The 25,209-nt window shown below is 44.7% G+C and carries 23 protein-coding genes; 20 read left to right on the plus strand and 3 right to left on the minus strand.

The features are described 5' to 3' along the window. The first annotated feature begins 1 nt into the window (after position 1). The 12 genes from EH198_RS03085 to EH198_RS03135 all read left to right on the plus strand — a co-directional run bounded on the left by EH198_RS03085 (position 2) and on the right by EH198_RS03135 (position 12,979). Positions 2-1,177 (plus strand): MFS transporter, encoded by a 1,176-nt coding sequence (locus EH198_RS03085; RefSeq protein WP_246014068.1) that lies wholly within the window; start codon positions 2-4, stop codon positions 1,175-1,177. 296 nt (positions 1,178-1,473) lie between these two features. After that, positions 1,474-2,769, plus strand: coding sequence for an Nramp family divalent metal transporter (locus EH198_RS03090; RefSeq protein WP_221621471.1), 1,296 nt, complete (start codon positions 1,474-1,476; stop codon positions 2,767-2,769). Positions 2,770-2,953: 184 nt separating this feature from the next. Next, complete coding sequence (locus EH198_RS03095; protein ID WP_124694067.1) at positions 2,954-3,196, plus strand: hypothetical protein; 243 nt, start codon at positions 2,954-2,956, stop codon at positions 3,194-3,196. A gap of 113 nt (positions 3,197-3,309) precedes the next feature. Continuing rightward, entirely contained in the window at positions 3,310-3,483 is a 174-nt protein-coding gene (locus EH198_RS24475; protein ID WP_185702725.1) for a hypothetical protein, read from the plus strand. Between the two features lie 936 nt (positions 3,484-4,419). After that, the gene (locus EH198_RS03100) at positions 4,420-5,532 is read left to right on the plus strand and encodes a U32 family peptidase (RefSeq protein ID WP_124694068.1); all 1,113 of its coding nucleotides are present in this window, start codon (positions 4,420-4,422) and stop codon (positions 5,530-5,532) included. Positions 5,533-5,539: 7 nt separating this feature from the next. Next, entirely contained in the window at positions 5,540-5,869 is a 330-nt protein-coding gene (locus EH198_RS03105) for a chorismate mutase (protein ID WP_124694069.1), read from the plus strand. Further along, a complete protein-coding gene (locus tag EH198_RS03110; RefSeq protein WP_185702726.1) occupies positions 5,847-7,079 on the plus strand; it encodes an ATP-grasp domain-containing protein in 1,233 nt (410 codons plus the stop codon). Before EH198_RS03105 ends, EH198_RS03110 begins: the two co-directional genes overlap by 23 nt. 17 nt (positions 7,080-7,096) lie before the next feature. Further along, complete coding sequence (locus EH198_RS03115) at positions 7,097-8,320, plus strand: ATP-grasp domain-containing protein (protein WP_124694071.1); 1,224 nt, start codon at positions 7,097-7,099, stop codon at positions 8,318-8,320. 49 nt (positions 8,321-8,369) lie between these two features. Continuing rightward, positions 8,370-9,821 (plus strand): anthranilate synthase component I family protein, encoded by a 1,452-nt coding sequence (locus EH198_RS03120; protein WP_185702727.1) that lies wholly within the window; start codon positions 8,370-8,372, stop codon positions 9,819-9,821. Further along, positions 9,802-10,368 (plus strand): anthranilate synthase component II, encoded by a 567-nt coding sequence (locus EH198_RS03125; protein WP_124694073.1) that lies wholly within the window; start codon positions 9,802-9,804, stop codon positions 10,366-10,368. Before EH198_RS03120 ends, EH198_RS03125 begins: the two co-directional genes overlap by 20 nt. A gap of 15 nt (positions 10,369-10,383) precedes the next feature. Continuing rightward, on the plus strand, positions 10,384-11,721 hold the full coding sequence (locus EH198_RS03130; RefSeq protein WP_124694074.1) for an MATE family efflux transporter: 1,338 nt from the start codon (positions 10,384-10,386) through the stop codon (positions 11,719-11,721). 19 nt (positions 11,722-11,740) lie between these two features. Continuing rightward, a complete protein-coding gene (locus EH198_RS03135; protein ID WP_124694075.1) occupies positions 11,741-12,979 on the plus strand; it encodes an ATP-grasp domain-containing protein in 1,239 nt (412 codons plus the stop codon). Between the two features lie 154 nt (positions 12,980-13,133). On the opposite strand, the gene EH198_RS03140 is transcribed toward EH198_RS03135, so the two are convergent. Beyond that, positions 13,134-13,610, minus strand: coding sequence for a GNAT family N-acetyltransferase (locus EH198_RS03140; RefSeq protein ID WP_185702728.1), 477 nt, complete (start codon positions 13,608-13,610; stop codon positions 13,134-13,136). 453 nt (positions 13,611-14,063) lie between these two features. Between EH198_RS03140 and EH198_RS24480 the strand changes: the two genes are divergently transcribed. Beyond that, positions 14,064-14,222: a hypothetical protein gene (locus EH198_RS24480; RefSeq protein ID WP_185702729.1), complete on the plus strand. Its 159-nt coding sequence runs from the start codon at positions 14,064-14,066 to the stop codon at positions 14,220-14,222. A 1,122-nt stretch (positions 14,223-15,344) separates the two neighbouring features. Here the strand turns inward: EH198_RS24480 and EH198_RS24965 are convergent. Beyond that, a complete protein-coding gene (locus EH198_RS24965) occupies positions 15,345-15,575 on the minus strand; it encodes a hypothetical protein (protein ID WP_246014112.1) in 231 nt (76 codons plus the stop codon). Here EH198_RS24965 and EH198_RS03145 point away from each other — a divergent pair. The 5 genes from EH198_RS03145 (at position 15,504) to EH198_RS03165 (ending at position 19,634) form a co-directional block, all read left to right on the plus strand. After that, on the plus strand, positions 15,504-16,025 hold the full coding sequence (locus EH198_RS03145) for a DNA-methyltransferase (RefSeq protein ID WP_246014069.1): 522 nt from the start codon (positions 15,504-15,506) through the stop codon (positions 16,023-16,025). The genes EH198_RS24965 and EH198_RS03145 overlap by 72 nt on opposite strands. Positions 16,026-16,306: 281 nt before the next feature. After that, the gene (locus tag EH198_RS03150; RefSeq protein ID WP_124694077.1) at positions 16,307-16,657 is read left to right on the plus strand and encodes a hypothetical protein; all 351 of its coding nucleotides are present in this window, start codon (positions 16,307-16,309) and stop codon (positions 16,655-16,657) included. Positions 16,658-17,176: 519 nt separating this feature from the next. Further along, positions 17,177-17,422, plus strand: coding sequence for a hypothetical protein (locus tag EH198_RS03155; protein WP_124694078.1), 246 nt, complete (start codon positions 17,177-17,179; stop codon positions 17,420-17,422). Between the two features lie 140 nt (positions 17,423-17,562). After that, entirely contained in the window at positions 17,563-18,234 is a 672-nt protein-coding gene (locus tag EH198_RS03160) for a response regulator transcription factor (protein WP_124694079.1), read from the plus strand. Further along, positions 18,231-19,634 (plus strand): sensor histidine kinase, encoded by a 1,404-nt coding sequence (locus tag EH198_RS03165; protein WP_124694080.1) that lies wholly within the window; start codon positions 18,231-18,233, stop codon positions 19,632-19,634. The genes EH198_RS03160 and EH198_RS03165 overlap by 4 nt, the downstream gene beginning before the upstream one ends. Before the next feature lie 101 nt (positions 19,635-19,735). On the opposite strand, the gene EH198_RS03170 is transcribed toward EH198_RS03165, so the two are convergent. After that, complete coding sequence (locus EH198_RS03170) at positions 19,736-21,193, minus strand: hypothetical protein (RefSeq protein WP_124694081.1); 1,458 nt, start codon at positions 21,191-21,193, stop codon at positions 19,736-19,738. 193 nt (positions 21,194-21,386) lie between these two features. Here EH198_RS03170 and EH198_RS03175 point away from each other — a divergent pair, with 193 nt between their 5' ends. Next, entirely contained in the window at positions 21,387-23,219 is a 1,833-nt protein-coding gene (locus tag EH198_RS03175) for an assimilatory sulfite reductase (NADPH) flavoprotein subunit (RefSeq protein ID WP_124694082.1), read from the plus strand. Positions 23,220-23,257: 38 nt separating this feature from the next. After that, positions 23,258-24,979, plus strand: coding sequence for an assimilatory sulfite reductase (NADPH) hemoprotein subunit (gene cysI / locus EH198_RS03180; protein ID WP_124694083.1), 1,722 nt, complete (start codon positions 23,258-23,260; stop codon positions 24,977-24,979). Positions 24,980-25,209: the final 230 nt, after the last annotated feature.

Here is a 25,209-nt window from a genome sequence, read left to right on the forward strand (position 1 = left end):
ATTGGAAACTTCATACACCACGAATCCCCGGGCTCAAGTCAAGGAGCGCTTTCCGCTTGCGCTTTTGTCTTTGACGCTCGGCGCTTTTGCCATTGGAATGACTGAATTCGTTATTATGGGCATATTGCCTAATGTAGCCGAGGATCTGCACGTTTCGATCGCTTCGGCGGGACAACTGATTACCAGCTATGCGCTGGGCGTCGCCATCGGGGCTCCGATTCTGGCGATGCTGACGTACCGGCTTCCGCAAAAACAGCTGCTTTGCCTGCTGATGATCTTCTTTATCATCGGGAACGGCATCGCCGCATTTGCGCCGAACTACAACGTACTGATGGGAGCCAGACTGTTTACCGCCTTGGCTCACGGTACCTTTTTCGGCGTCGGTTCCGTCATCGCGGCGAGCCTCGTCAAGCCGGGGCGGCGTGCCGCGGCGGTTTCGATTATGATGGCCGGATTGACCGTAGCCAATATTATTGGTGTCCCGGTTGGGACGTTTATCGGCCAACATCTGGGCTGGAGAGCGTCGTTCGGGGCCGTGGTCGTGATGGGCGTGCTCTCGCTTGCCGGCATCCTGCTGCTCGTGCCCGTAATCAAAGCGGAGGAGACTTCAAGCCTTACACGCCAGCTTCGGGCGCTGATCCAGCCGAAGCTGCTGCTTGTTCTGCTGACAGGAGCGTTCGGGTGCGCCAGCCTTTTCTCCGTCTTCACGTATATTACGCCGCTGCTGGAGGACATTACCGGGTTCTCGGAGAGCATCGTCGCCTTGATTCTCGTGCTATTCGGCGTAGGCGTAACAACAGGAAATATCATAGGGGGCAGGCTGGCCGACTGGAAGCTCATGCCCTCGATGCTTGTGAACTTTGCATTTCTTGCAGCTGTCCTAGCCTTTTTTTCCTATTCGGTCCACATTCCGGCACTCGCGGTCATTACCATATTTATCTGGGGCGCCGGCGCCTTTGGCGTGCTTCCGGGCCTTCAGGTCCGGATCATGACTTTGGCGAAGGACGCTCCTGCGCTGGCCTCCACGTCAAACCACTCCGCGCTGAATCTGGGCAACGCATTCGGAGCTTTTTTCGGGGGATTTATTATTACGCATGTCGGCCTTTCCGCTCTTCCCTGGTTCGGGGCGCTGCTTGCTTTTTTAGGGCTCCTGGCGGCGTGTATGTCTGGGATATGAAGGACGGAACACGCTGATCCAACCGAACAGCGAACCGCTCAAACCGTATGGGTTGAACAACTCCGTCCGTATAGATTGAACAACTCAAAACCTATAGTGAACAACGAACCCAAGCAGTGCCGGCACAGCCGCCGGTCTCTGTTTGGGTTTTTGTGATTTACAGCATAGAAATCGGCTGCAATAGGCGAACTACACGTTTACAAATTGGGTAAAGGAGAATATAATAAGCCTAAGAAATGTTGCATCAGGTAAACTTTTATGTGCTTGGCTAATTTTTAGGCGGGGAGGTAACAAGAATGATGGAACGCACTTATCCTTTGGGCACCGCCCAGCAAAAAGAAAGACATCTTCTCGCCGCCCACTCCGCATTGCAAGGAAAAGGGAAGGGCTTGAAACGAATTCTTCCTTTCCTCGGACCCGCTTTTATCGCGGCTGTCGCTTATCTCGACCCTGGAAACTTCGCTACCAATATTACGGCAGGCTCAAAGTACGGTTATCTCCTGCTCTGGGTTATCGCAGCCTCCAACTTGATGGCTGTTCTGATTCAATCGTTGTCCGCCAAGCTCGGCATCGCGACCGGCCACAATTTGCCTGAGGTTGCCCGCGCACGCTTTCCCAAGGGAGCCTCGTTCTTTCTATGGATTCAAAGCGAGCTGGTCATCATGGCGACCGACCTGGCGGAATTTCTCGGGGCGGCATTAGGCCTGTATCTTCTGTTCGACATTCCGATGCTGCCCGCGGCGCTGATCACGGCGGCAGGCTCCTTCGCCATACTTGAGCTTCAGCGGCGGGGATATCGTTCTCTTGAAGCGGGAATCGCCGCCATGATTCTGGTCGTTGTGCTGGCGTTCGCTTTTCAAGTCATCATGGCTAAGCCGGATATGGGCGACGTGTTCCACGGAATCGTGACACCAAGCTTTCAGGGCGTCGACAGCGTGCTGCTGGCGGCGGGCATTCTTGGAGCGACCGTAATGCCGCATGCGATCTACCTGCATTCCTCGCTTACCCAGAACCGGATCGTGGGCAGAGATGACGAGGAGAAGAAGAAAATTTTCAAGCTGGAGTTTATTGATATTCTGATTGCCATGTTTATTGCGGGCGCGGTGAATATGGCCATGGTGATCGTTTCGGCAGCGGCCTTTTTCAAGAACGGCCTTGCTGTTGAAGATCTGGAAGTGGCTTTTCACCAATTCGGCCATCTAGTCGGACCCGTTACGGCCGTTTCCTTCGGTCTGGGTCTGCTGATCGCCGGGCTCTCCAGCGCTTCCGTCGGCACAATGGCGGGTGATGTCGTCATGCAGGGATTTATCAACAGAAGAATAAATCTGTATCTCCGCCGCGCGATTACAACCATTCCGCCTCTTGCCATCATATTGTCGGGCGTTGATCCGACGCAGGCGCTTGTAATGAGCCAGGTTATTCTTTCTTTCGGCATTGCGTTCGCGCTTATTCCGCTGGTTATCTTCACCAGCGACCGCAAGCTGATGGGCGGGCTCGTCAACCGCCGGATCACCTCCGCGCTCGGCTGGGTCATTGCCGGAATCGTTGTCGCGCTGAATTTGTTTCTGATCGTCGAGACGTTCATTGCTTAACATCGAAATTCGAACTGTTATTGAAAAAATATCGGGTGTTGTCCGTAAAGGGCGGCACCCGTTTTTTTTGTTGCAAATCGTTACATGCGAAGTGAACGGGTGTGAGGTTTACATCATCGAATATGCTGACGGTACAACCCTGTTGGAGCCAAGATACTAGTAAAGAGAGAGGTGAGACTTTCTTATGATGGCATGGATCAGAAGACAGCGAGAAATCAAAGAATTAAGGAAAGAGGTTTTGAAGCTTGAGGAATCAGCTAGGGAGGCTTTCTCTCACTGGTATCAATTGGTGGAGCGTAAGCCCTGTCTCGACATCCTCGAAGCGAATACCAAAGAAGCACTGCAAGAGTTATGGAGAGATTTAAAGGCAGCAGGGACAAATCGAGATCTTGGGTTTGTGGCGCGTCTTTCCAAAGCCTGCACGTGACGCCACCCGGTCAACGGCTCCGTGAACAGAAAGAGGCTGCAACTTCCCTTACGAACATACTCATAATCTTCTCGCTGAACTTGTCCGGGTTTCATCGTCTGTGGAGGCCGCGAGTGATCCAGCAATTGCACGGGCTGTTCATCCATACAGATCAGCGGAATTTCCGGGTCGTACGCAAGGGCATAGGTCTCCAGAATATCCTCCATCCGAGCCACAAGAATTCGCTGCTGGATTTGGCGGGGATGCACCACTGTTTTTTTAAGCGAGGCTTAAGCCTTGTTTTTTAAAGTCGTCCGAATGGTTTCTCGTCCTACGGATTCCAAAATATTTAGTTCGATCACCCGACGGGTCAACAGACGAATCGTCCAGCGAGCATACCCCTTTGGAGGCTCGGAACAGGCCGGCGCGATAATTCGGACTTCCACCTCGCCGGTTCGGCGCGCCGACGATAACGTAACGTCTCGTCCAGCCCACGGGTGCAATAGTCTTTTACCGTGTAATTGACGGTAACATCGCTGACCCCTGAGCGATGGGCAATTTCAGCCTGCTTGGGGATGGACCCTTGGTTTTCTCGTCCGAAAGTAGGAGTACTAGACAGCGGCGGCGAATGCCAGGGGATGTAGAATCAGCACGGAGAAGTTGTTCAATCCATTCGCGTTCCTTCGGTTCGAGTCGAACCTCGCATTTTTTGTTCATCTGCAAGCCCTCCCATATTTTCTTATAGGATGAGCTTAAAACTAGAATCAAAAACGGTCAAGGTTCTAGGGCGAGACGTGATTCATCATTCCCTCTTGGTTGTCGGTCATACAACTCGCTTTTTTCGGAGTTACTAGAGTTTAATACTGGTTTACGAGAAATCAACTAACAAGAATGTAAGGAATACAAGATTCTGCTGTCTCACAACTATTTCAGCTAAAATTTTTAATAATAGAAGTTGGAAACTACAACAAACGACATTAACTGTCCTAAACTCCTTTATTATCCGCTTTCCAAGAAAGCACTCAAGTAGTCATATGCATATGTATTCATACCGATGATAGTATATTCATTAACTATACTGATTTTTGTCGGAATTTATAGAATTATATAGAAAATTAGGGTAAAAAGGGGAAGGAAAAATATTGCTTATTTTGCCAATCGGACTTATCATAAAACCAACAAGCGAGAATAACATAAAAAGGTATTATATTAATTTTTTTTAAAAAAAGTAAAGGAGTAGTTATATGAAAATTTCAATTGCAACTAATTTCGACTCTGCTTTGATTGATGGCGTAAAAGACTATGGTGTCACTAATTTGTTTGGGAAATTAACCGATGATTTTGTCGGTGGCGGTCTTGAAACAGACCTTTTAAATAATATTGATAAAGAAAAGATAGCAGGGCACGTTGCATATGCCCATAAGAATGGAATCACCATGAACTATACGTTCAATTCTCCATGTCTAGCGAATGATGAATACACGATACATGGAAAAAAGGAACTTGCAAATTTACTAGACTGGATTTCTGAAATCGGAGTTGACTCTATAACTGTATCTATCCCTGTAGTAATGAGGTATGTAAAAAAGTACTATCCAAACTTACAGGTTAAGGTTTCTTCTTCAGTTTGTGTAGATAGTGTAGCAAAAGCAAAACGCTGGGAAGAAATGGGGGCAGATTGTATTGTACTGGACCCTATGGTTATAAATAGGGACTTTGAAGTATTGAAAGCAATTCGCGAGGCAATCCCGATTGATCTCGAGTTGATTGTCAATAACAATTGCATGTATGAATGTCCGTTTCTTACTTATCATCAATCTTTTATGGGCCATTCCTCCAGAGGCGATGATAAAGAAAAGCCTGATTTTGATTACTGCTACTTGAATTGCTCCTATAAAAGGGTTTCTGCTCCTGTTAACTATCTCATCTCGGATATCATCCGACCTGAAGATTTAAAATTTTATGAAGAAATCGGTTATGACAATTTTAAGATCATTGATAGAGCTACACCTACGAGCGTGATGATAAACAGAGTTAAGGCATATTACCATCGGTATTTTGACGGTAATCTTCTGGAATTAATTCAACACTATGGATATAGAGATATGGCTGAACCAGAGGAGTTTATCAATAATATTTATATCGATAATCGAAAGTTGGATGGATATTTTGATCGGTTCAGAAAAGAAAAATGCTTAAGAACGAACTGCGGAAGCAAATGCACATATTGCTACAACTATGCGAAAAAAGCGATCACTATCAATCCACAGTTCCAAAAACATGTTATGGAGAAGGTATCTCAAGCGATAGAACAAGTAGAGAATTTTGGGAGTAGTCAAGCACTTGTGAGAGGATAAAAGATATATGAACCAAATTGGATTGGATTACTACCGTAAGAGGCTAGACAAGCTTGATGCACTCCTAATGGAGATATGTGCTTATCGTTTTAATATCATTCGGGATGTGGCCGTTTATAAAGCGAATCATGATATACAGATGATGCAACCCGACAGGGTGACGGAAATTTTTGCAACTCGGACTGAATATGCCCTGGAACTTAACCTGCCGACCGAGCTCGTGAAGGAGCTCTTTGGCATTATTTTGAAGTATTCATGTAATGAAGAAGATCAAATTATTGATCAAATAAATTTAACAAAAGGAAATGAGACAAATGAAAAGTGTACTGATTCTTGAAAATTATAGATTTGGTAAAAGTTATTTAAGAAAAGCAAAAGAAATGGGTTATGAAACGATTCTAGCTACTTATCACAAAGAGGATGAAGTTGATCTCCATGACCGTCCTTTTATTGACCATTATGTACAGATTGATATTGAAAATTTTGAAGCGACAGTTGATAAGATCGTTGAATACTACAATGACGTTCCCTTCGACGGGGCTTTAGCTGGTCATGTTTTCTTGATGCCTCAAGTTGCTGCAATTACGGACAGGCTGGAATTGCCTTCATTCGGTTATGAAGCTGCTTGTAATGCAACATATAAGGATTTGACCAGGAAGCTAGTTAAAGAGGCGGGTCTGTTTCCGTATGATTACTATGAAATTCAATCCATGGATGATCTTAAGCACAATCAAGATAACTTCAATTACCCCTGCATAATGAAGCCTGTCGATGGCTTTGCCAGCATCAACATTTTTAAAACGAATTCATTTGATGAACTTAGAAATAATTATTTCGAACATTTGAACAATATTCAGTATGGGTCTCTGGGCAAATCATTCTCACCAAAGGTATTAGTAGAAGAATTTATTAATGGCAGTGAATACTCTGTCGAAAGCGTAGTTGAAGAGGGAAAGGTAACTATTCTTGCTATCACCGAGAAAGTATCGGATCCGGAACTTAATCATATTGAAATCGGACATATTATACCGGCAAGTAATTTGGATAGGGATCAGGATAATCAGCTTAGAAAGTTTGTTGAGGAAGTACATAAAGCGATCGGTGTGAAGACTGGAGTTACTCATACAGAAGTGAAAATCGACGGTAACCGTTTCGGCCTAATGGAGATAAATCCGAGGGTAGGGGGCGGCTACATTGCCGATATGCTGGGAAAAGTTATTGGGAAAGATATGTACAGTATCGTCATAGACAATTGTATTGGCCGAAAACTTATGGCTGGACATGAACCTAAAGGGCATGCGTATATACGGTTTATTCGTTCACCTAAAGCAGGAAAACTAGTTGATATTAAAGGCGTCGATTCCGTTACTTCATTACCTGAAATCCAAATTACAGAAAACAGATATGATATTGGTAGTGAAATTAAGAATTGGAATGATAACCGAAGTCGGGTCTTTGCTTACGTTGGATTTCATGATTCTGATGTAGAATATCTAAAAACAGTAATGAGTGAAGCCGAAAAAAAGGTGAAAATTGTTATTGAATAGGGAGAGAAGGTTGGCACATGTATTGTGTTGCTTTAGGAAGAAGACCTGAAGTACTTGGGAAATTAAAAGAATTAGGTTACAGCACCATTGTTATTATAGACAAAAGTGTGGCGGCCCCTGATGCTGAACTTTGTGATTTTATTCACCAGGTTGATGACATTTCTGATTATGAAAGTGTGAGTTCTGTATTACAGCCCTACTTTAACAGATTCACAGTTCATGCCGTAATAGCTCCAGGAGAAAAAAGCATTCTAACAGCAGCAAAGATCAGGGAAGAATTCGGGATCCCCGGAAGAGGTGTTGAAATTTCTGAAAAATTACGTGATAAGTACTGCATGAAGAAATCCATTGCAGCGAAAGGAATTAAAACATCTGAGTTTACTGCGGTAACCAATTTTAATGATGGAATTGTTTTTTTATCGAAAATGCTGGATCAAGGTAAAAAAGCAATTGTTAAGCCGCGAATAGGTGCAGGAACAATTGAAGTAAAGCTCTTATCTGATGTAGAAGACTGGATACGGTATTTTGACCATTACTTAGAGTGTCGGAATAAACCTCATTTTAGAGAAGGTATGATTATGGAAGAATATATATTAGGAGAGGAATACCATGTTGATTCAGTGATTCAGGACAATCAGGTGATATTTTCACATGCCGGTAAATATCCGCACAATATTTTGGGTTTTGAGCAGCACAAATTTGGCGGAAGTATTGCTCTTTCCAATCAGAGCGATATATTTAAAGTGCTTAAGGCATTTAACAAAAATGTAATTGAAAGTCTAAAGGTGGAATATGGGGTTACCCATATGGAGTGTTTCATAACCAAGGAGTATGACATCGTTTTCGGCGAAATCGCTATAAGAGTTGCCGGAAGTTCCATCCCTGAGAATTTGTTAAAGCAAACAAAAGTTGACTTATTTGATGCGTTCGTAAGGGTTGAATGCTTTTTGCCTTATATAGCGGAGACCGAATATGCATCGAATCTTTTTGGGTTTACTCATATTCCTATTTACAAAGAAGGCAGAGTAAAAAATTTAATTAAAGAAGAAGAACTTACCATGATTGAAGGGGTTTATAAAGTTCATTACAACATACAAACTGGCGACACTGTTGGTATGGGTAAATTGTCACATGATAAGCTTGGAGATGTTTTCATCTACGGCAAAGACCTTGAGGCCGTTTATCAAACAATTCTACAAATTCATTCTATGACGCTTGTTCAAATTGATCCGGCAATATAATTTTGAAATAAATCGGATGAAATTGCTAGTAACCAGTAGGAGGTTTCAAATGATACAATATTCCGCTATTGAACTTAACATCAAGTCATTAACCGTGGAGGAATTAGTAAATAACTTAAATCAGAACTCTAAATTGTTTTTCTTAGATTCAGCTAACAACGAGTCACATGACTTTGAAATACCGCAAGAACAGTACTTACAGGAAAAGTCGAAATATTCATTTCTAGGAGTTAATCCAATCAGGGAATTTTGTTATTCAAATGATAACGAGGAAGCGATAAAAGTATTAAAAAGACTAGATGAGTTTCTGGACATTAAAATTAATAAACTGAATGTATTTGTTGAACCAGTTGACGAAGAGCTAAAACAGCAATTAAAACCACAGTTCTTTTTTTATGCCTCTTATAATTTTGGAGAAAAGCTTCAGAATATTGATAATACTTCGACAGATTTGATAGCTCTCCCCGATGTTTATTGTGTGCTGTGTGCTGATAACTTCCTAATTAATCATCACACTTCCAAGATTTATTATATTTATGCCGGTGAAGAGGAACTCGATCTATTTCAATTGCAATATCGTGTCAACATGCTTACCGCAGCCTCTGGAGCTGATCATTTATTCAAAGAAGAAGAATTGGTAGATGCTGGGGATTTTGAATCTAATTTCAATTTAGATGAATATCTTAGTGCGATTGATAAAATAAAAAATTACATTTACGACGGTCATATTTATCAAGTCAACCTAGCACAAACTTTTTCTTTTAATTTTCCAGGTGATTACTGGGATGTTTACAAAAAAATAAGAAAAAGTAATCCAGCACCATTTTGTGCTTTTTTTAAGATGGGCGGAATGTCCATATTGTCCACTACACCAGAAAGATTTTTATACAAAAAAGACGGAAAGGTTTATACCGAGCCAATAAAAGGAACAAGACCACGAGGAGTAACAGCCGAAGAAGATCAAATTAATTGTCAAAAGCTAAAAACCTCCGAAAAAGAACGCTCAGAGAATATTATGATTGTTGATTTATTGAGAAATGACCTAGGAAGAATATGTAACTATGGAACAGTTGAAGTAGAAAAGCTGCTTTATGTTGAAAAGTATGCATCTGTCTTCCAATTGATTTCACGGGTAGTAGGAGAATTGAAGCCAGAGTTAAAATTTGGCGATATTTTGGAAGAAACATTTCCAGGCGGCTCCATTACCGGCTGTCCTAAGTTGAGGGCTATGGAGATTATTGCTGAAATGGAGCCCAGTCGTAGATCCTTATTCACAGGAACTTTAGGGCGAATCTCTGTTGACGGAGAAACTTTTGATTTAAGTATTGTCATTCGAACAATACTGGTTAGTGGTCAATATGCTCAAATCTCTCTGGGTGGTGGAATTGTGTATGACTCCTCTCCTGTTAAAGAATATCAGGAGACCATCGATAAGGGAGCTGCTATTGTAAAAGTATTTAATCTTTCTAGGGAGGTAGAGCATGATTCTAGTTATCGATAATTATGATTCTTTTACCTATAATCTAGTTCAATATATTGGAAAACACACTAAAAATATAGTTGTCTATAAGAATAATAAAATTACAATTGAAGAGCTTAGAGGGCTTCCTATCTCACGTATTCTCATTTCACCAGGCCCCAAATCCCCTTCTGAAGCCGGTATATCGAAATTAGTCATCGATTATTTTAAAAATAAGGTACCAATTCTTGGTGTGTGTCTTGGGCATCAGGCTGTTGGCGAGGTATTTGGAGGAATGACAGTTCATGCGCCATATGTGATGCACGGAAAGCCTTCTAAAATTTTTCACGATGGAAAAGGAATATTCAAAGGTATTAAGCAAGGGATCCCTGTCGGAAGGTACCACTCACTTGTTATAGACCCCCACACATTTCCTAAAGATGAGTTGGTAATAACAGCCAGAACAGAGGACAATATCATTATGGGCGTAAGACACAAGCAGTTCCCTGTTGAGGCTGTTCAATTTCATCCGGAGTCGATTATAACGCAAAATGGATTAATGATGATGGAAAATTTCCTCCAGATGTAAATAGGAGACTAAATTATGGAGCAGGATTATAGCTATAAGCGGACATTACAGATGTCATTGCCTATTACTCTTTCTATGTTAAATCAAACTATAATGGGCATTCTCGACACATATTTTGTTGGAACGCTTGGAATTCTTCAAATTTCAGCCGTTGGTCTTGCAAGTGGAATTTATATTATGGTTGTTCCTTTTATTAGGGGTATTTGTGATGCGGGATTAATATTTGTTTCGCAAGCAAATAAAGACAAAAAGTACTGCTCCTACTGCATTTGGCAATGTATCTATGTAAGTTTATTATTCTCAGTCAGCATAATATTAATCTACTATGCTTTTCGATCGTCTTTAGTGAACATTATGAACTTAGACAACTCTTTGAAGATTGAGTTCTTGACTTATTTGGATGTACGTATTATGTGCCTTATTTTTTTTGCTGTAAGAGTGAGCATATTTAGATTCTTTCAGGGGATAGCTGTTAATGGTGTCATTCTAAATAACTCTTTACTTATGAATGTCATCAAGATTTTTTTTAACTGGATATTTATTTGGGGAAACCTAGGGGTTGATCCTATGGGGATCAAAGGTGCTGCTATTGCTGTACTTATTACTGAATTCTTATGCACCCTACATATATTTGGGAGATTTTTTAATGAGAAAAATAACCGATTATATGGAACTAGAGAAATCCCGACACCTAATACAAAACTAATACAATCGATTTTTACTAAGGGTTTTCCTAGTGGAACCTCCGAATTTATTGAAGGTTTAATTCTTAACTTAACAAATGTATTGATTGCTAATATATCAGTAGTTGCGATTGCTGCCAATCAGATTATAAGGCAAATTTCTTCTGTAATAACATTATTCGGTCTGAGTTACCAGATCGTACTTGTTAATTTTGCTGGCAAAGCCATAGGTCAAAATAGGTCTGAGGATTTAAAAGTTATCTGGAAAATTGTATCTAGGCTTTGTATCATGACGTTTGCGATTTTGGGAGCAGGGGTAATTTTGTTCAGATTTCCATTGGTGAGGATATTTACGACAGACCAATCAGTCATTAAACTGGTATCTTTAGGATTAATTATCAGGGTTGCGGCCATGATTGGTGATTATTTGGAATTAAGACAAGGGATGCTTAAAGCAAATGGGGATACTAAGCCTATATTGTATATTCTCATCTTTTGTTCGTTGTTAATATATGCTCCATTATATTTGCTGGTAAATTATCTGAAACCAGGTGTTATATGGATTTGGATTTCTAACTATACTTTAACCGTCTGCATGGGACTGTTTTATTATATAAAAGTAAATAGAAGCCGCTTTGTGCCGCTGGAAAAATTCATGAATACTAACTAATTATTGTGGAGGGAAAAGTATGCGAGTATTACTCATTGGGAGAAACGCTGGATTTATCAAGAAATGTTCTGTTATTGATCCTGAGGTCGAGGTATTTATAATTGAGGAGCCCGATATACTTAGAAAACTTAAAGAATTTAGTTCACCAAATATCAAGGAGATCGCCGAAGTAAAATATCATGATTCTGAAGAATATATGTCGATTGTTAAAGAATGGGGGCAAAAGTATAGATTTGATCTTGTAGTTCCCGGATTTGAGTATAGTGTTAAAGCAGCAAATGAATCGGCTAAATATTTGAATTTGCCACGTATAGGTGATAGAGGGGCTGCTGTATTCACTAATAAGGTAAAACTTAGGGATTTATGTGCTGAAGCGGGTATACCACATCCAAGATATAAAAAGATTACTAGTATTGAAGAACTTCGGGAATTTTATAATGGAAGTCCCATTGTGTTCAAACCAGCCAATAGACAGGCATCAATTGGAGTAATACGTATAAATACTGAGGAAGAGATTGCCTCAGCATATAAAGAAACGCTAAATGGTGAGTCTGAAGTATTAATTCCAGACCGTGAAATCCCCTGTGAGTATATTGCGGAAGATCTAGTAGTAGGGTACGAAGTAAGTGTAGAGTGTTTTGTTAGAAACTGTAAAATCATTTTTATTAATTATACAATGCAGGATGGTACTGTAGGTAGGTATTTTATCGAAGTGGGTCATGAGGTTCCCGGTAATATTCCAAGTAGTGTAACAGATAAGTTATATCAGTTTAAAAGCAGATTGGTAGAAGCTGCGAATGTAAACACCGCTATACTGCATTCTGAATGGAAAATAGAGGAGGGGGAACCAATTTTAATAGAATGTGCGGCTAGAATGCCTGGAGATTATATACCGAAACTAATAAGCAATGCTTATGAATTCGATGTCCATACAGCTTACATTAACATCTTGCGAAACAAGGATCCACATATAAATAACAAACACAAAAATTATATACTTATTCAGTATTTCCAATCAAAGCCAGGGAGATTGAAAGAAATAAATAATTTAGAAATCTTTGATGAGCTTGGAGACAAATTGATTGAGTACAGCATAACTGTACAACCGGGTAATGATGTTCCCGAACTCACTTCCTCTTGGAAGAGAGTAGGTTATTTTATTATAAAAGATCAGTCACACGAAGCTCTTCGTAAATTAGCAGAAAAGATTAACGATACTGTAGAGTTTGTAATGGATATAACAACAGGCGTTTCCTAAACGAAGTAATTTTATTATGATGTATTTGGTGATGAATTTACTTAATACTTTAAAAAACCGCGTCTTCGGCGGTTTTTTTTATTTTGTATCTCTTGTTGTTCTTTGCTCAAAACAAAAAATAATAAATTGTGCATGTACTTTAAAATTGTATAATTCATAATTTCACTTTCATAAGTATCCCTCCTATTATTTGGCCTTGTAAGTTTGCTCTTTTAACAACATCATATGGCTTAAAACCCATTTTCGTATAAAACATTAAACCTCTTGTATTAATATTATGGCAAACAAGATGTAACTCCTTCACATTCAATTCCTTTTTTGCAATAGTCATCATGTTTTGTATCAAAAATTCGGCAGAACCCTTTCCCCTGAACTCTGGGGAAACTATGACACTTCCAAGCCAGACTTTATTTCCTTCCTCAAGGTTATAAAAGTTGCAATAGCCACAAACTTTCTCATCACCGAAAACTAAAACAGTCGGCATCAATCGTTCTTTTGTAACCTCTTTGAATTTCTCCACTGTAAGAGGAGGTTGTAGTTTGGGCGATATAAAAAAAACTTCTCCGTTATCAAGAGGAAAAGAACAGATTGTAGGAAAATCATCTGAAATAATAGGTCGACATTTATACAAAACTATCCCCGCCTTATAAAATTTTATAGTAAAAATTTGTACCGCTTTAGTAGGTGATTTTTATCAGTAAAACAAATGAAGAGGCATCACTTGACTGAATAAAATAATAAGATATCCTTTAAAGTTGCCATTTTAGTTATTTACACCACCTAGCTTATCAAGCTATGGAAATTGGTTAGTTGAATTAGTTGGGAGTACCTATAGTGTATATTATCTATTATTAAAATATTCCTTGATATAAACAAAGCTATGGTATTCATAAAAGATCTTAATGGAAATGTAACGTCCGTTCAAAGAACGGACGCTGATGGTGTATTACAGTCGACGACCTATAATAAGGCAAATCAATTAACGGATATTCAAAATAATATTAGTTTCCATTATAAGGAGAAGTATCGGAAGTCTTTTAATGTTGTCGTCTTCCGATACTAAAACATTATGGGAGAGTTTTATATGAATTTAACGGTCTTAAGTGCTGAGGAGATTGAACTCCTAAGACAAAATTTCGGAATTCTTGATTTCGATGATGATGATGTAATTAACAGATTTTTTATAACAGGAGTTTTAGATCGGTTTGATCGAATATTAACAGAGGAAGAAGCCTCTAAATAATTCTCCAATAAGTGGCAAGACCATAAAGATGAAGTACGGTATTTGGAGTGTTTCCGGAGAATCATTCAAACAATCGAGAAACAAGAAGTGTTTGTTCGTTGCACTAAATTATATTTTGAAGATGTTATATCAAAATATTATAGAAACGAAATGAATCAATCTGAATTTAGATTTCTCTTACTTTTAAAACAATCCATAAGAGGAGATTTTATAAGAACAACAGATATCAAAATAATAGAGTTTTTATTTAAACTTTCCTTAAGAGAGTATATTTTATTCGATTTCTTTTTTCCACCTATAAGGATTGTGATTATAGGGAATTATGACCTTTCATTTCCTGTTTATTGTAAAAATCAAGAGGCATTACTGACAATTCAAGTGTGTGCCAACTTGTCAGGGTTATATATTCGGAATGTCGAAATGATAAAATAAATAGTATGATGTTTTGATAGCAAGTTGAATTCGTGCGATTGGGGTAAAACCTTCATCTCCTGCTTCTTCATTTAGAGGCAGGTTTTTTATTGTCCGGGCGCCTGCGTCAAGTTTTAGGGGCTGTATGTAGTCTCTCTTACTTCCTTAAATTACGCGAGAAAGGAGAATGTCGGTTCTTATTTTTTAGCTGCATATACGTCTGATACGCCACTGTATGAACCACCTATCGCATGACGGAAAAAGTCTACGGAAAAAGTCTATAGTTCTGGAATTATTGTTGCAGCCGGTCACTTAGCGGTAATCATACCACTGAGTAATCGGTTTTTAAACGTATATCGACTTTCCGTTTCCTGCTCCCAATAGTAAAGCTCTACCTCCGGTTATCTGATTTTTGCGACAAGCTTTGTTAATTATTAGGCCATTCCGTTTTCGGAAACCTCGCCATTCTTTCCAAAACGAATGCATTTCTTATTTTGGAAATCTTTGGTAATAAGGAAATGTTTGGTGAATAAAAATCCTCCATTTCTGTGTATGTTTACCATAAATATCGTTGATTTGTAAGATAAATAGTTTCATTCCCCTACCCGGCAGCGAAAGTTCTATGAACGTTCCTTGTATTAGGAACTAATGTTCTCGTTATCCGTATGGTATATAGAATAGAACAGATACCATAGGAGGAAATTAAATATGTTATATCAAGAAAGTTGTATTGGAGGCGCCGCTCGTATTGCTGATAAATCCGTAGATCTGATAATTGCGGATACTCCATAAAATCTTCATTTTGGGGGAACAACCCAAACCCGGAACAAACAGCCCCGATTTCAAATCCTGCAAAATGATGACCTCACTTTGGCGGACTACCGGAAATTTAGTCTCGCTTGGCTTAAGCAAGCGTATCGTATCCTCAAACCGTGCTGTCATTTGTATGTCTGCATCGATTGGCGGACTTATCCGGACATGGTCCGCTGGCTCCGATTAACGGGCTTCACGGTCAAAAATTGCATCGTATGGGACAAGATTAATATGGGATTAGGATGGCAATACCGATACCAGCATGAGTTTATTATCCTGTCGGTCAAAGGACAACAGAAAGTACGGCGTATTCGTACCCGAAGCCAATCCGATATTATGAGGATCCCTCGCATTCATGGCAATAAAACGGTTCATCCCACGGAAAAACCAGTGGAAATGATGAAGCTGCTGATCGAGAACAGCAGTGAAGAAGGAGAGTATATCGTGGACTTCTTTGCCGGAAGCGGAGTTGTTTCGGTAGCTGCGGAAGAAATAGGTCGTAAATGGGATGCCTTTGAAATAGATCAGCAGTGGGTGGAGGTAACTCAATCCAGGATTATGGAGTTCCACAGATGCTGATCACATAAGTAAAATAGCTCATCACCAAACGCATTTCTGCCAAGGAGCTCTCCAAAAGGGGGAGCCTTTTTAATTCTAATCCTGTGAAGAAATAGAAACATATGCGCATTATTAATCCATCAAGATAAATATGGTGTCAAGTAAGGTCGTAAATGTGAAATCAAGGGATTTATGAAGTATTAAAGTGCTATAGATTATTTTGGAAAACAACTATAATTTCCCATGTGGTCAAATAAAATATGAAAAGAGGAATGAAAGTGAAAAGTAGGAGACCACTTATTTTGACTATTGCGTTATTTATGATGTTGCTATGGCCAACTAGTGTGTTTGCCTCAGATGTAGCAGTCCCGGATGATGCTGTTGATACCTCAGGCTTTGAAGTGTTGGCTACATACAGTATACCTATTAGTATAAACCAAGAAACAAATGAGATTACAGTTTTGCCATCTGATGAACAATCAAGTGTAGCTACTCAAGCCTCGGCAACGGGTGAACCTATTGTTTCGGATAGAGATGTCGCTAATTTGGATGTTAAAGTTAGTAAAAGCGGATCAAATGTATATGCAGATTTAACGATAACGTCATTAGAGACTCCTTTTGTAGGAATATTTTCTTGGAACTTTTTCGGTTAACTGGTCGAATGGTTATAATGATATTGCGTCAGGCTTAGGTGGAGGTCTCTTAATTTGTCGTGATCAATCACAAACGACATACGACACTAGCGGGTAACACACCATTGATATTTTTGGACACATTTTACCGTCGGCCATCGTCGTGCAGGGGGATGAAGGGGGCGGCGGATTCGTCTATTCAGTCTGTGTTCAGCGTAGCCGTGGCGTTTTCCTGAGGAATCTACGCAACCCACCAACTTTCCCCGCTGTCGACCGCCATGCCTTTAAGATGAACTTGTACCCCGCTTAATTGGCATCCGCTTAATTCACATCCGCCTCAAGCTGCATCAACTGCCGTCCTATAGACTTTAGGGGGATCGGCGCTTCAATCCGGCTTGCACTATAACTCTAAACCCTGCCACCTTGTGAGAGTCAATAGATTTCTAAGAAATCCCTATTAAACCCGGGCGCGCTGTACATTAGCCGTTTCCCCCATACGCCGATCCCCATAGTATGCAGGTATAAGAGAGGAGTGATCTTGTGGAAGCCTATTACAATTGTTTGAGATGCAAAGGAAAAAAAGTTCGCATCCTTACGACAGACGGCAAGGAGTACAGAGGTATGATTAAAGACGTGGATATGCATAACGTTTATTTGCAGCCCGAAAGCGGCGACGTGAGGACATCGGGTTACTATCCCTACGGATATGGGTACGGGCCTTACGGTTATGTTAATCCCATAATCACGCTCAGCCTGTTTACTCTGCTTGCCATTGCGCTGATTTAACGGACGGTCGGAGCTCTCCTCTCTAGTCGGAGGAGGGCTTTTTATTTTGCTTATAGAGTGCTCTTAATCGTAGGTTAAGGAAAGCGAAGTAGAATATAGAGAGTAATCACATTTTTGAAGCGGAAACGAAAGGACAGCGTATGCACAAAATACTTCTGATCGAGGACGAGAAAAATTTGGCGCGCTTCATTGAATTGGAGCTCCAGCATGCGGGCTACGCGGTTACTGTCGCCTACGATGGGAAGAAAGGGCTTGAGCGTGCTCTGGAGGAGGAGTGGGATATGGTGCTGCTGGACCTCATGCTGCCGGGATTGAACGGACTGGCGGTGTGCACCCACATTCGGACGGCTAAGGAAACGCCGATCATTATGATTACGGCGAGAGACGGACTGGCGGATAAAGTGGCGGGACTTGACAGCGGGGCGGACGATTATATTTCGAAGCCTTTTGATATTGAAGAGCTGCTGGCCCGGATGCGGTCCCTGCTTCGCCGCTCCGGCAATGCGAGCCAGTCCCGGATACTGCGCTGCGCCGATCTGGAGCTGGAAGTTGAAGGACGGACGGTTTCAAAGAACGGGACGGCAATCGATTTGACGAAGCGGGAGTTCGAGATTTTGCAGGTATTGATGGAGAACCTGGGACGGGCAATGACGCGCGAGATGCTGATGGAAGCCATCTGGGGATACGATTCCGAGGTGGACAGCAAAGCGGTCGATGTATATATCAGCTATATCCGGAACAAAATCGACGAGCCGGGAAGACCGAGCCTGATTCAGACGCTGCGCGGCCTCGGCTATGTGATGCGGAAATGAACAAGCTGAGACACGGGCTGGCCCGGCTGTCGATCCGCTGGAAAATGACATTTTGGGCGGCCGCTTTGATGTGCATCCTGTTTCTTGCCTACAACGCCATTCAATATATCGTCATCAACAACTGGATGTTCGGCCGAACAGAAAGCGCCGCTCTGAAGAGCGCGGAAGAAATCCGCAGCTATTTCGAAATCGAAAAGGTGACAGAGGAGTCCGTCGGAAGTATTGGGCCGTTCATTGACAGCCTCAACTCGAGCAATCAGATGATCCGGATATTAAACAGGGGGGGCAATCCCGTCCTGACCGTCTCCGACAGGCTGCCGGAAGATTGGATAGCGCCGCAGAGGGCCGACAGCACAGTATCCTATACCGCGTGGCACGGCGATGACCATCTGCTGGTGATCCGCAGACCCGTTGATTCGGCGTCCTTTGAAGGGACTATTGAAATCGTGAACAATCTGGAGAGCTCGGACAAGCTTAGCAAAATGCTGATGGCCGTCATGCTGGCGGGATTTCTCGTTGCCTTCCTGCTGAGCGGACTGGGCGGAATTTTTCTGTCCCGCAAGCTGCTGGGTCCGATCCGCGAGCTGACGGTGACGATGAATAACATCAAGCGCAAGGGTCTTCAGGAGCGGGTGGCCGTTCCCAACGGCAAAGATGAGCTCGGCAACCTGGCCAATGTCTTCAATGAATTGATGAACCAACTGGAGCAGGCGTTTCACAACCAGCAGCAGTTTGTCGCGGATGCGTCTCACGAGCTCAGAACGCCTATCTCCATTATCGAGGGACATATCTCGCTGCTTCACCGTTGGGGCAAGAACAATCCGGATATTTTGGAGGAGTCGCTTCAGGTTTCAGTACAGGAGCTTGGGCGGCTCAAGGGAATTGTCAACGAATTACTGGAGCTTACACGCGCGGAAGCCTTGCGGAGCGACGGCGAAGTCTGCGCAACGCCGGTTATTGAAGCGGTTAACTATGCGGTGAGGAATTTTGAGCTGCTGCATCCTGAATTCACTTTTCAATGCGAGCTTGAATCCGCCGAAGGAGCGGTGGTGAACTTCAAGCATCATCATCTGGAGCAGGTTCTGCTCATCGTGCTTGACAATGCCGTCAAATATTCCATGGAGCACAAAGAAATATCCGTTTCGGCCGCCATCGAAGGCGGAAGCATCCGAATTGCGGTCAGGGACCGTGGCATCGGGATTCCGGAAGAAGATCTGCCGCATGTGTTCCAGCGCTTTTACAGAGCCGACAAATCAAGAAGCCGGGAGCAGGGGGGGACCGGCCTCGGCCTTGCCATCGCGGAGCGGCTCATGCGGGGACACGGCGGCGCGATCACCATCGCAAGCAAGCCGGGCGAAGGAACAACGGTGACGCTTAATATTCCCGTATTGGCGCACTGAATAGAAACGGCTTGGCTCTTCTCTGATAGAGAATGGACCAAGCCGTTTTTTTGCACACAGCCGTTTAGCATGGTGAATAATAGTGCTGAGAGGTCATCTGTTTATGATTTTTTGCCTCCGCTATAAGCGAACACGCTACCGAAACGCCCCAGGTAGACCGGCTCGCCGAAGGCTTTTCTCCAGCCCTCGAACAGGCGCGTCGAAGCGTTGCTGCGGACAATGATGTATTCGGGTTTGTCGTAGTCTGCAATGTCCGGCAAAATATCGGAGAAGCCATACATCGACCGCTCGAACGCGGTCCAGCCGTAAGCGCCGAGCGATTCGCGGGTAATGAAAGGGTCCTGCCTGCCGTCGCACAGGACATCGCCTCCCCGGTACATCACATAGCCGGACGAGCCGTAGGGAGCCAGCACTTTCGGACGCGCGGTTCCCGTATGGTATTTTAAAATATAGGCCATTTCGTCAACCGGATAGCTGCGCGCGCTCACTTCGGGAGGAGAAGCGAAATTGACGATGCAGTTCACCAACAGTCCGGCGGCAAGCGCGATCTTTATCATCCACGGCTTTAACCGGATATCCACCTTTCGCATCCAGGGACAAGCTTCGAAGAACGCTCCGGCGAAATACGGAATGAACAGCCACATGAACAGGTTCTGCTTAAAGTTGGACACGCCAAGGTACAGAATCCCCAGCATCAGAAAGAACCTGAACGGTTTCCGGAACAGCGAGAAGGGAAGAGTCAGGGCAAAAAACAGCAGCAGGAGCGTCATGGCCGACGTATCCCATTTGCCAAACGCTATCGGCTGCCATTCGTTGATCAGCATATTGTAGTTGTTCTTACTTACCGTCAATATGTACAACAGACTCTTGATGCCGCCCGGATTGGGAATACCGGCAATCACCACCCCGGCAAAGACGAGAAGGCGGCGCTTATCCAGCTTTCGGGCGATCCAGGCTTCGAGAAAGGCCATACCCGTGAACACGACAATAACGAGCCAGACGCCTGCATGAAAATTGGCGATTCCGAAGGAAAGGGCGATCATGGCCGCTGCGGGTTTGACCACAGGCTGCATCTGGAATCTGCGCAAATACACAAAGAACCACACGATCATCCACGAAGAAACCATCTGCGGTCTGCCCTTGAAATAATTGTAGTAAATCCAAATGGAAATCAGCAGCACAAAAGGCAGAAGGAGCGGATGATCCTCCCTGAAGCCCAGCTCTCTGCGCGAAACTTTGGCCATCTGCAGCAGTCCGAGAATTAAGAGAAACAGACAGAACGCGGTAAGCAGGTAAACGCCCGGCCATCCGAACGTTAGATACAGACCCGCCGCGACGATTTGAAACCCGAATTCATGCGGAATATAGGGCAGTTTGTCTCCGTAAAACGTATGTATGGCGTGATGAAGCACGGTTTGGTGCCGAATCATATATTGCCCAAGCTCGATATGCCAGAAGGTATCCGGATCATTATAGGAATACTTTGGAAACAGAGCCAGGATCACAGCCGCGACGAGCAGGCCGTAGACGGCTTGGAGCCATTTTATTTTTGTCCGCACAAGATTACCCCCAGTTCTCCGTATAACAACAGCCGTTCCTTTATAACTATAACTATAACTATAACTGATAAAAGCTATAAAATGATAATAATTGACCTGTCTTACCTACTATGATAGGTTCTAAAGAGGGATACTTACATTGTGATAAAATTACTTGAAATTTATGATGAAAAGATGAGGCGGGTGTATGTTTTTGGAACTTCAAGTAACGAATAGTCCGTTTAATCAGGAGCAGGCGGAGCTGCTGAACCGTCTTCTGCCAACACTTTCAGAGAGCCAGCGGTTGTGGCTCAGCGGTTATCTGACGGCCCTCGGGGCGGCGGTTTTTGCGCCTTCCGCAGCGGCGGCTCCGGCGGCGGTGAATGTACAAGCTGTATCTGCGCCGGTGAGCGCAGCTTCCAAGGAAGTGACCGTGCTCTTCGGATCGCAGACGGACAACGCTCGCGGGCTGGCGAAGAAATTCGCCAAGAGACTGGAGGAGCTCGGATTCAAGGTCGTCCTTTCCGCGATGAGCGATTTCAAACCGAATGCGCTTAAAAAGGTCGAGAACCTTCTAATTCTGGTAAGCACCCACGGAGAAGGGGAACCGCCGGATAACGCCATTTCCTTCTATGAGTTCCTGCACAGCAAGCGGGCGCCGGAGCTGACCTCCCTGCGTTATTCGGTGCTGGCGCTTGGCGATATGTCATATGAATTTTACTGTAAGACAGGCAAGGATTTCGACAAGCGCCTGGAGGAGCTAGGAGGCAAGCGCATCGTTTCCCGGGCCGATTGCGACGTGGATTTTGAAGAGCCGGCCGCGGAGTGGATGAATGCCGTTATTGCTTCTCTTGGAGAAGGAACCCCCGCTGAAGCTTCCGTAAGCGTATCCGTTGCAGCTCTCAAAACCGAAGCCGGATCGGAATACACGAGAAGCAATCCGTTCTACGCCGAGGTGCTGGAGAATCTCAACCTTAACGGGCGCGGCTCGGACCGTGAAACCCGCCATATCGAGCTTTCCCTTGAAGGCTCCAATCTGAAATACGAGCCGGGCGACAGCCTCGGGCTGTATCCGGAGAATCATCCAGGGCTGGTCGATGAACTGATTCAGGCCGCGGGCTGGAAGCCGGAAGAGCCGGTAACCGCGGGTAAAAGCGGTGAGCTTCCGCTTCGCGAAGCTCTCCTCCGCCACTATGAAATCACGGTGCTGACCAAGCCGCTGCTGGAGCAGGCGGCAGGCCTTGCTCCCGAGAGCGGCCTTAAGGAACTGCTCGCGCCAGGACGCGAGCAGGAGCTTCGGGCTTATGCCGAAGACCGGGATTTGCTTGATCTGGTGCAGGATTATGGCTTGACCGGAATCCCGGCAGGCGATTTCGTGAAGATTCTGCGGAAGCTTCCCGCGCGTCTGTATTCCATTTCCAGCAGTCCGGAGGCCTACCCGGACGAGGTCCATATCACGGTCCGCGCGGTACGCTATGAATCCCAGGGAAGAAACCGCTACGGCGTCTGCTCCGTCCAGCTGGCGGAACGGATTCAACCGGGGGACAAGGTGCCGGTCTATATTCAGCATAATTCGAACTTCAAGCTTCCGGAGAACAGGGAAACGCCGGTGATCATGATCGGACCGGGAACGGGCGTCGCTCCGTTCCGCGCTTTTCTTGGAGAACGCGAGGAGACCGGAGCGGAAGGCAAGACATGGCTGTTCTACGGCGACCAGCATTTTTCCACGGATTTCCTGTACCAGGTCGAATGGCAGCGCTGGCTTAAGGACGGCGTATTGACCCGGCTCGACGTCGCTTTCTCCCGGGATACCGACAAGAAAGTGTACGTCCAGCACCGCATGCTGGAGAAAGCCCGTGACCTGTATCTGTGGCTGCAGGAAGGCGCGGCGGTATACGTATGCGGCGACGAGAAGAGAATGGCGCATGATGTTCACACGGCGCTCACCACGATTCTTGAGCAGGAGGGCGGCCTGAGCTCCGAGGAAGCCGCCGAATATTTGACCCTTATGCAGCAGCAAAAACGTTACCAGCGCGATGTATATTAAGCCCGCAACTAATCAATCGCCGAGAGGAGTAGAGCAACATGGCACTTTACGAAAAATATCCGCCTCATGACGCTCCCCACAGCGATGTGGAGGATATCAAGCGCAGAAGCAATTATTTGCGGGGAAGCCTCACGGAGACGTTGGCAGATCCGATCACGGGCTCCATTCCTGAGGACGATAACCGTCTCATGAAGCATCACGGCAGTTACATGCAGGATGACCGGGATCTTCGGAGCGAGCGGGCCAAGTCGAAATTGGAACCTGCTTACCAGTTCATGCTTCGCGTCCGGGCGGCCGGCGGCGTAGTTACGCCCAACCAATGGCTGATGATGGACCGGATTTCACATAAATACGGCAACGGCACCATCCGTCTGACGACCCGGCAGTCTTTTCAGCTCCACGGCGTCATTAAATGGAATCTGAAAAAGACGATCCAGGAAGTCAACGAATCACTGCTGACCACGCTTGCCGCCTGCGGCGACGTGAACCGCAACGTCATGTGCAATCCGAATCCCTATCAATCGGAGATTCACTCCGAGGTCTATGAGTTGGCGAGCAAGGTCAGCGATCATCTCGATCCGCACTCGAAAGCGTACTACGAGATCTGGCTGGACGGTGAAAAGGTAACGGACAGCCAAGACGGCGCCGAACAGGAGCCGATTTACGGACCAGTCTATCTGCCGCGAAAGTTCAAGATCGGGATCGCCGTTCCCCCGTCAAATGATGTGGACGTGTTCTCCCAGGATCTGGGCTTTATCGCGATTATTGAAGACGGCCGTCTGGCCGGCTTCAACGTAAGCGTCGGCGGCGGCATGGGCATGTCTCACGGCGACCCGAAGACGTATCCGCAAGTCTCCAAGGTGATCGGCTTCATTACGCCAGAGCAGCTGATCGACGTTGCCGAGAAGACGGTCACCATCCAGCGGGATTACGGCGACCGCGCCATCCGTAAGCATGCCCGCTTCAAGTACACCCTTGACGACCGTGGGCTGGAATGGTTCATCGGTGAGTTGACCGAGCGCCTGGGATGGGCGCTGCAGGAAGCGAGACCTTTCCATTTCGACCACAACGGCGATCGTTACGGCTGGGTTAAGGGAAGCGACGGCAAGTGGCATTTCACGCTCTTCATCCAGAACGGCCGGATTAAGGATGAGGAAGGCTATCCGCTGATGACGGGCCTGCGGGAAATCGCGAAGGTCCACAACGGCGACTTCCGTTTGACGGCGAACCAGAACCTGATTATCGGCGGCATCAGCAGCCAAAAGAAGAAGAAAATCGAAGGCCTGATCAAGGAGTACGGACTGACCGACGGCATTCAATACTCGGCGCTGCGCCGGAATTCGATGGCCTGCGTGGCGCTCCCGACCTGCGGCCTGGCCATGGCCGAATCGGAGCGCTATCTGCCAACGCTGCTGGACAAACTTGAGCCGATGCTGGAAGAAGCCGGGCTTCGCGACGAGGATATCGTCATCCGCATGACCGGCTGCCCGAACGGCTGCGCCCGCCCGGCACTGGCGGAGCTGTCGTTCATCGGCAAGGCTCCGGGCAAATACAACATGTATTTGGGCGGCGGCTTTACCGGCAACCGGCTGAACAAGCTGTACAAGGAGAACATCGGGGAAACCGAGATTTTGGAGACGCTGGGGCCGATTTTTAACCGTTACGCGAAGGAACGGGAGAGCGGAGAGCATTTCGGCGACTTCGTCATCCGGGCAGGCTATGTTCCGGAAGTGCTGGACGGCCGGAATTTCCATTCGTAATTTCGATTCTTAACGATGCAACTTTTTCAATTGAAAATATAGTGACGAAGGGCTTCCGTACTGGAGGCCTTTTGTTTATGTACGCCTTCAACCCTCAAAAGATAAAATTTGCGTAATGAAAAATGTGGCGGAAACCGTCGTTACTGGGTAATCACTAGTGTCAGCATTCATGCAAAATTTCGGTTTTACATAATTACATGCAGCCCGACGGTCTACAAGGCCTGCGGAAG

The sequence above is a fragment of the Paenibacillus rhizophilus genome (assembly GCF_003854965.1).
Taxonomy (GTDB): Bacteria; Bacillota; Bacilli; order Paenibacillales; family Paenibacillaceae; genus Paenibacillus_AQ; species Paenibacillus_AQ rhizophilus.

Bases quoted from the DNA above. Each gene is read 5' to 3' on its own strand.
- EH198_RS03160 (WP_124694079.1), top strand. From the start codon at position 17,563: ATGCACAAAATACTTCTGATCGAGGACGAGAAAAATTTGGCGCGCTTC.
- EH198_RS03130 (WP_124694074.1), top strand. From the start codon at position 10,384: ATGGAGCAGGATTATAGCTATAAGCGGACATTACAGATGTCATTGCCT.
- EH198_RS03165 (WP_124694080.1), top strand. From the start codon at position 18,231: ATGAACAAGCTGAGACACGGGCTGGCCCGGCTGTCGATCCGCTGGAAA.
- EH198_RS03095 (WP_124694067.1), top strand. From the start codon at position 2,954: ATGATGGCATGGATCAGAAGACAGCGAGAAATCAAAGAATTAAGGAAA.
- EH198_RS03120 (WP_185702727.1), top strand. From the start codon at position 8,370: ATGATACAATATTCCGCTATTGAACTTAACATCAAGTCATTAACCGTG.
- EH198_RS03105 (WP_124694069.1), top strand. From the start codon at position 5,540: ATGAACCAAATTGGATTGGATTACTACCGTAAGAGGCTAGACAAGCTT.
- EH198_RS24965 (WP_246014112.1), bottom strand. From the start codon at position 15,575: ATGACAGCACGGTTTGAGGATACGATACGCTTGCTTAAGCCAAGCGAG.
- EH198_RS24480 (WP_185702729.1), top strand. From the start codon at position 14,064: ATGAATTTAACGGTCTTAAGTGCTGAGGAGATTGAACTCCTAAGACAA.
- EH198_RS03090 (WP_221621471.1), top strand. From the start codon at position 1,474: ATGATGGAACGCACTTATCCTTTGGGCACCGCCCAGCAAAAAGAAAGA.
- EH198_RS03110 (WP_185702726.1), top strand. From the start codon at position 5,847: ATGAAAAGTGTACTGATTCTTGAAAATTATAGATTTGGTAAAAGTTAT.
- EH198_RS03115 (WP_124694071.1), top strand. From the start codon at position 7,097: ATGTATTGTGTTGCTTTAGGAAGAAGACCTGAAGTACTTGGGAAATTA.
- EH198_RS03125 (WP_124694073.1), top strand. From the start codon at position 9,802: ATGATTCTAGTTATCGATAATTATGATTCTTTTACCTATAATCTAGTT.
- EH198_RS03100 (WP_124694068.1), top strand. From the start codon at position 4,420: ATGAAAATTTCAATTGCAACTAATTTCGACTCTGCTTTGATTGATGGC.
- EH198_RS03135 (WP_124694075.1), top strand. From the start codon at position 11,741: ATGCGAGTATTACTCATTGGGAGAAACGCTGGATTTATCAAGAAATGT.
- cysI (WP_124694083.1), top strand. From the start codon at position 23,258: ATGGCACTTTACGAAAAATATCCGCCTCATGACGCTCCCCACAGCGAT.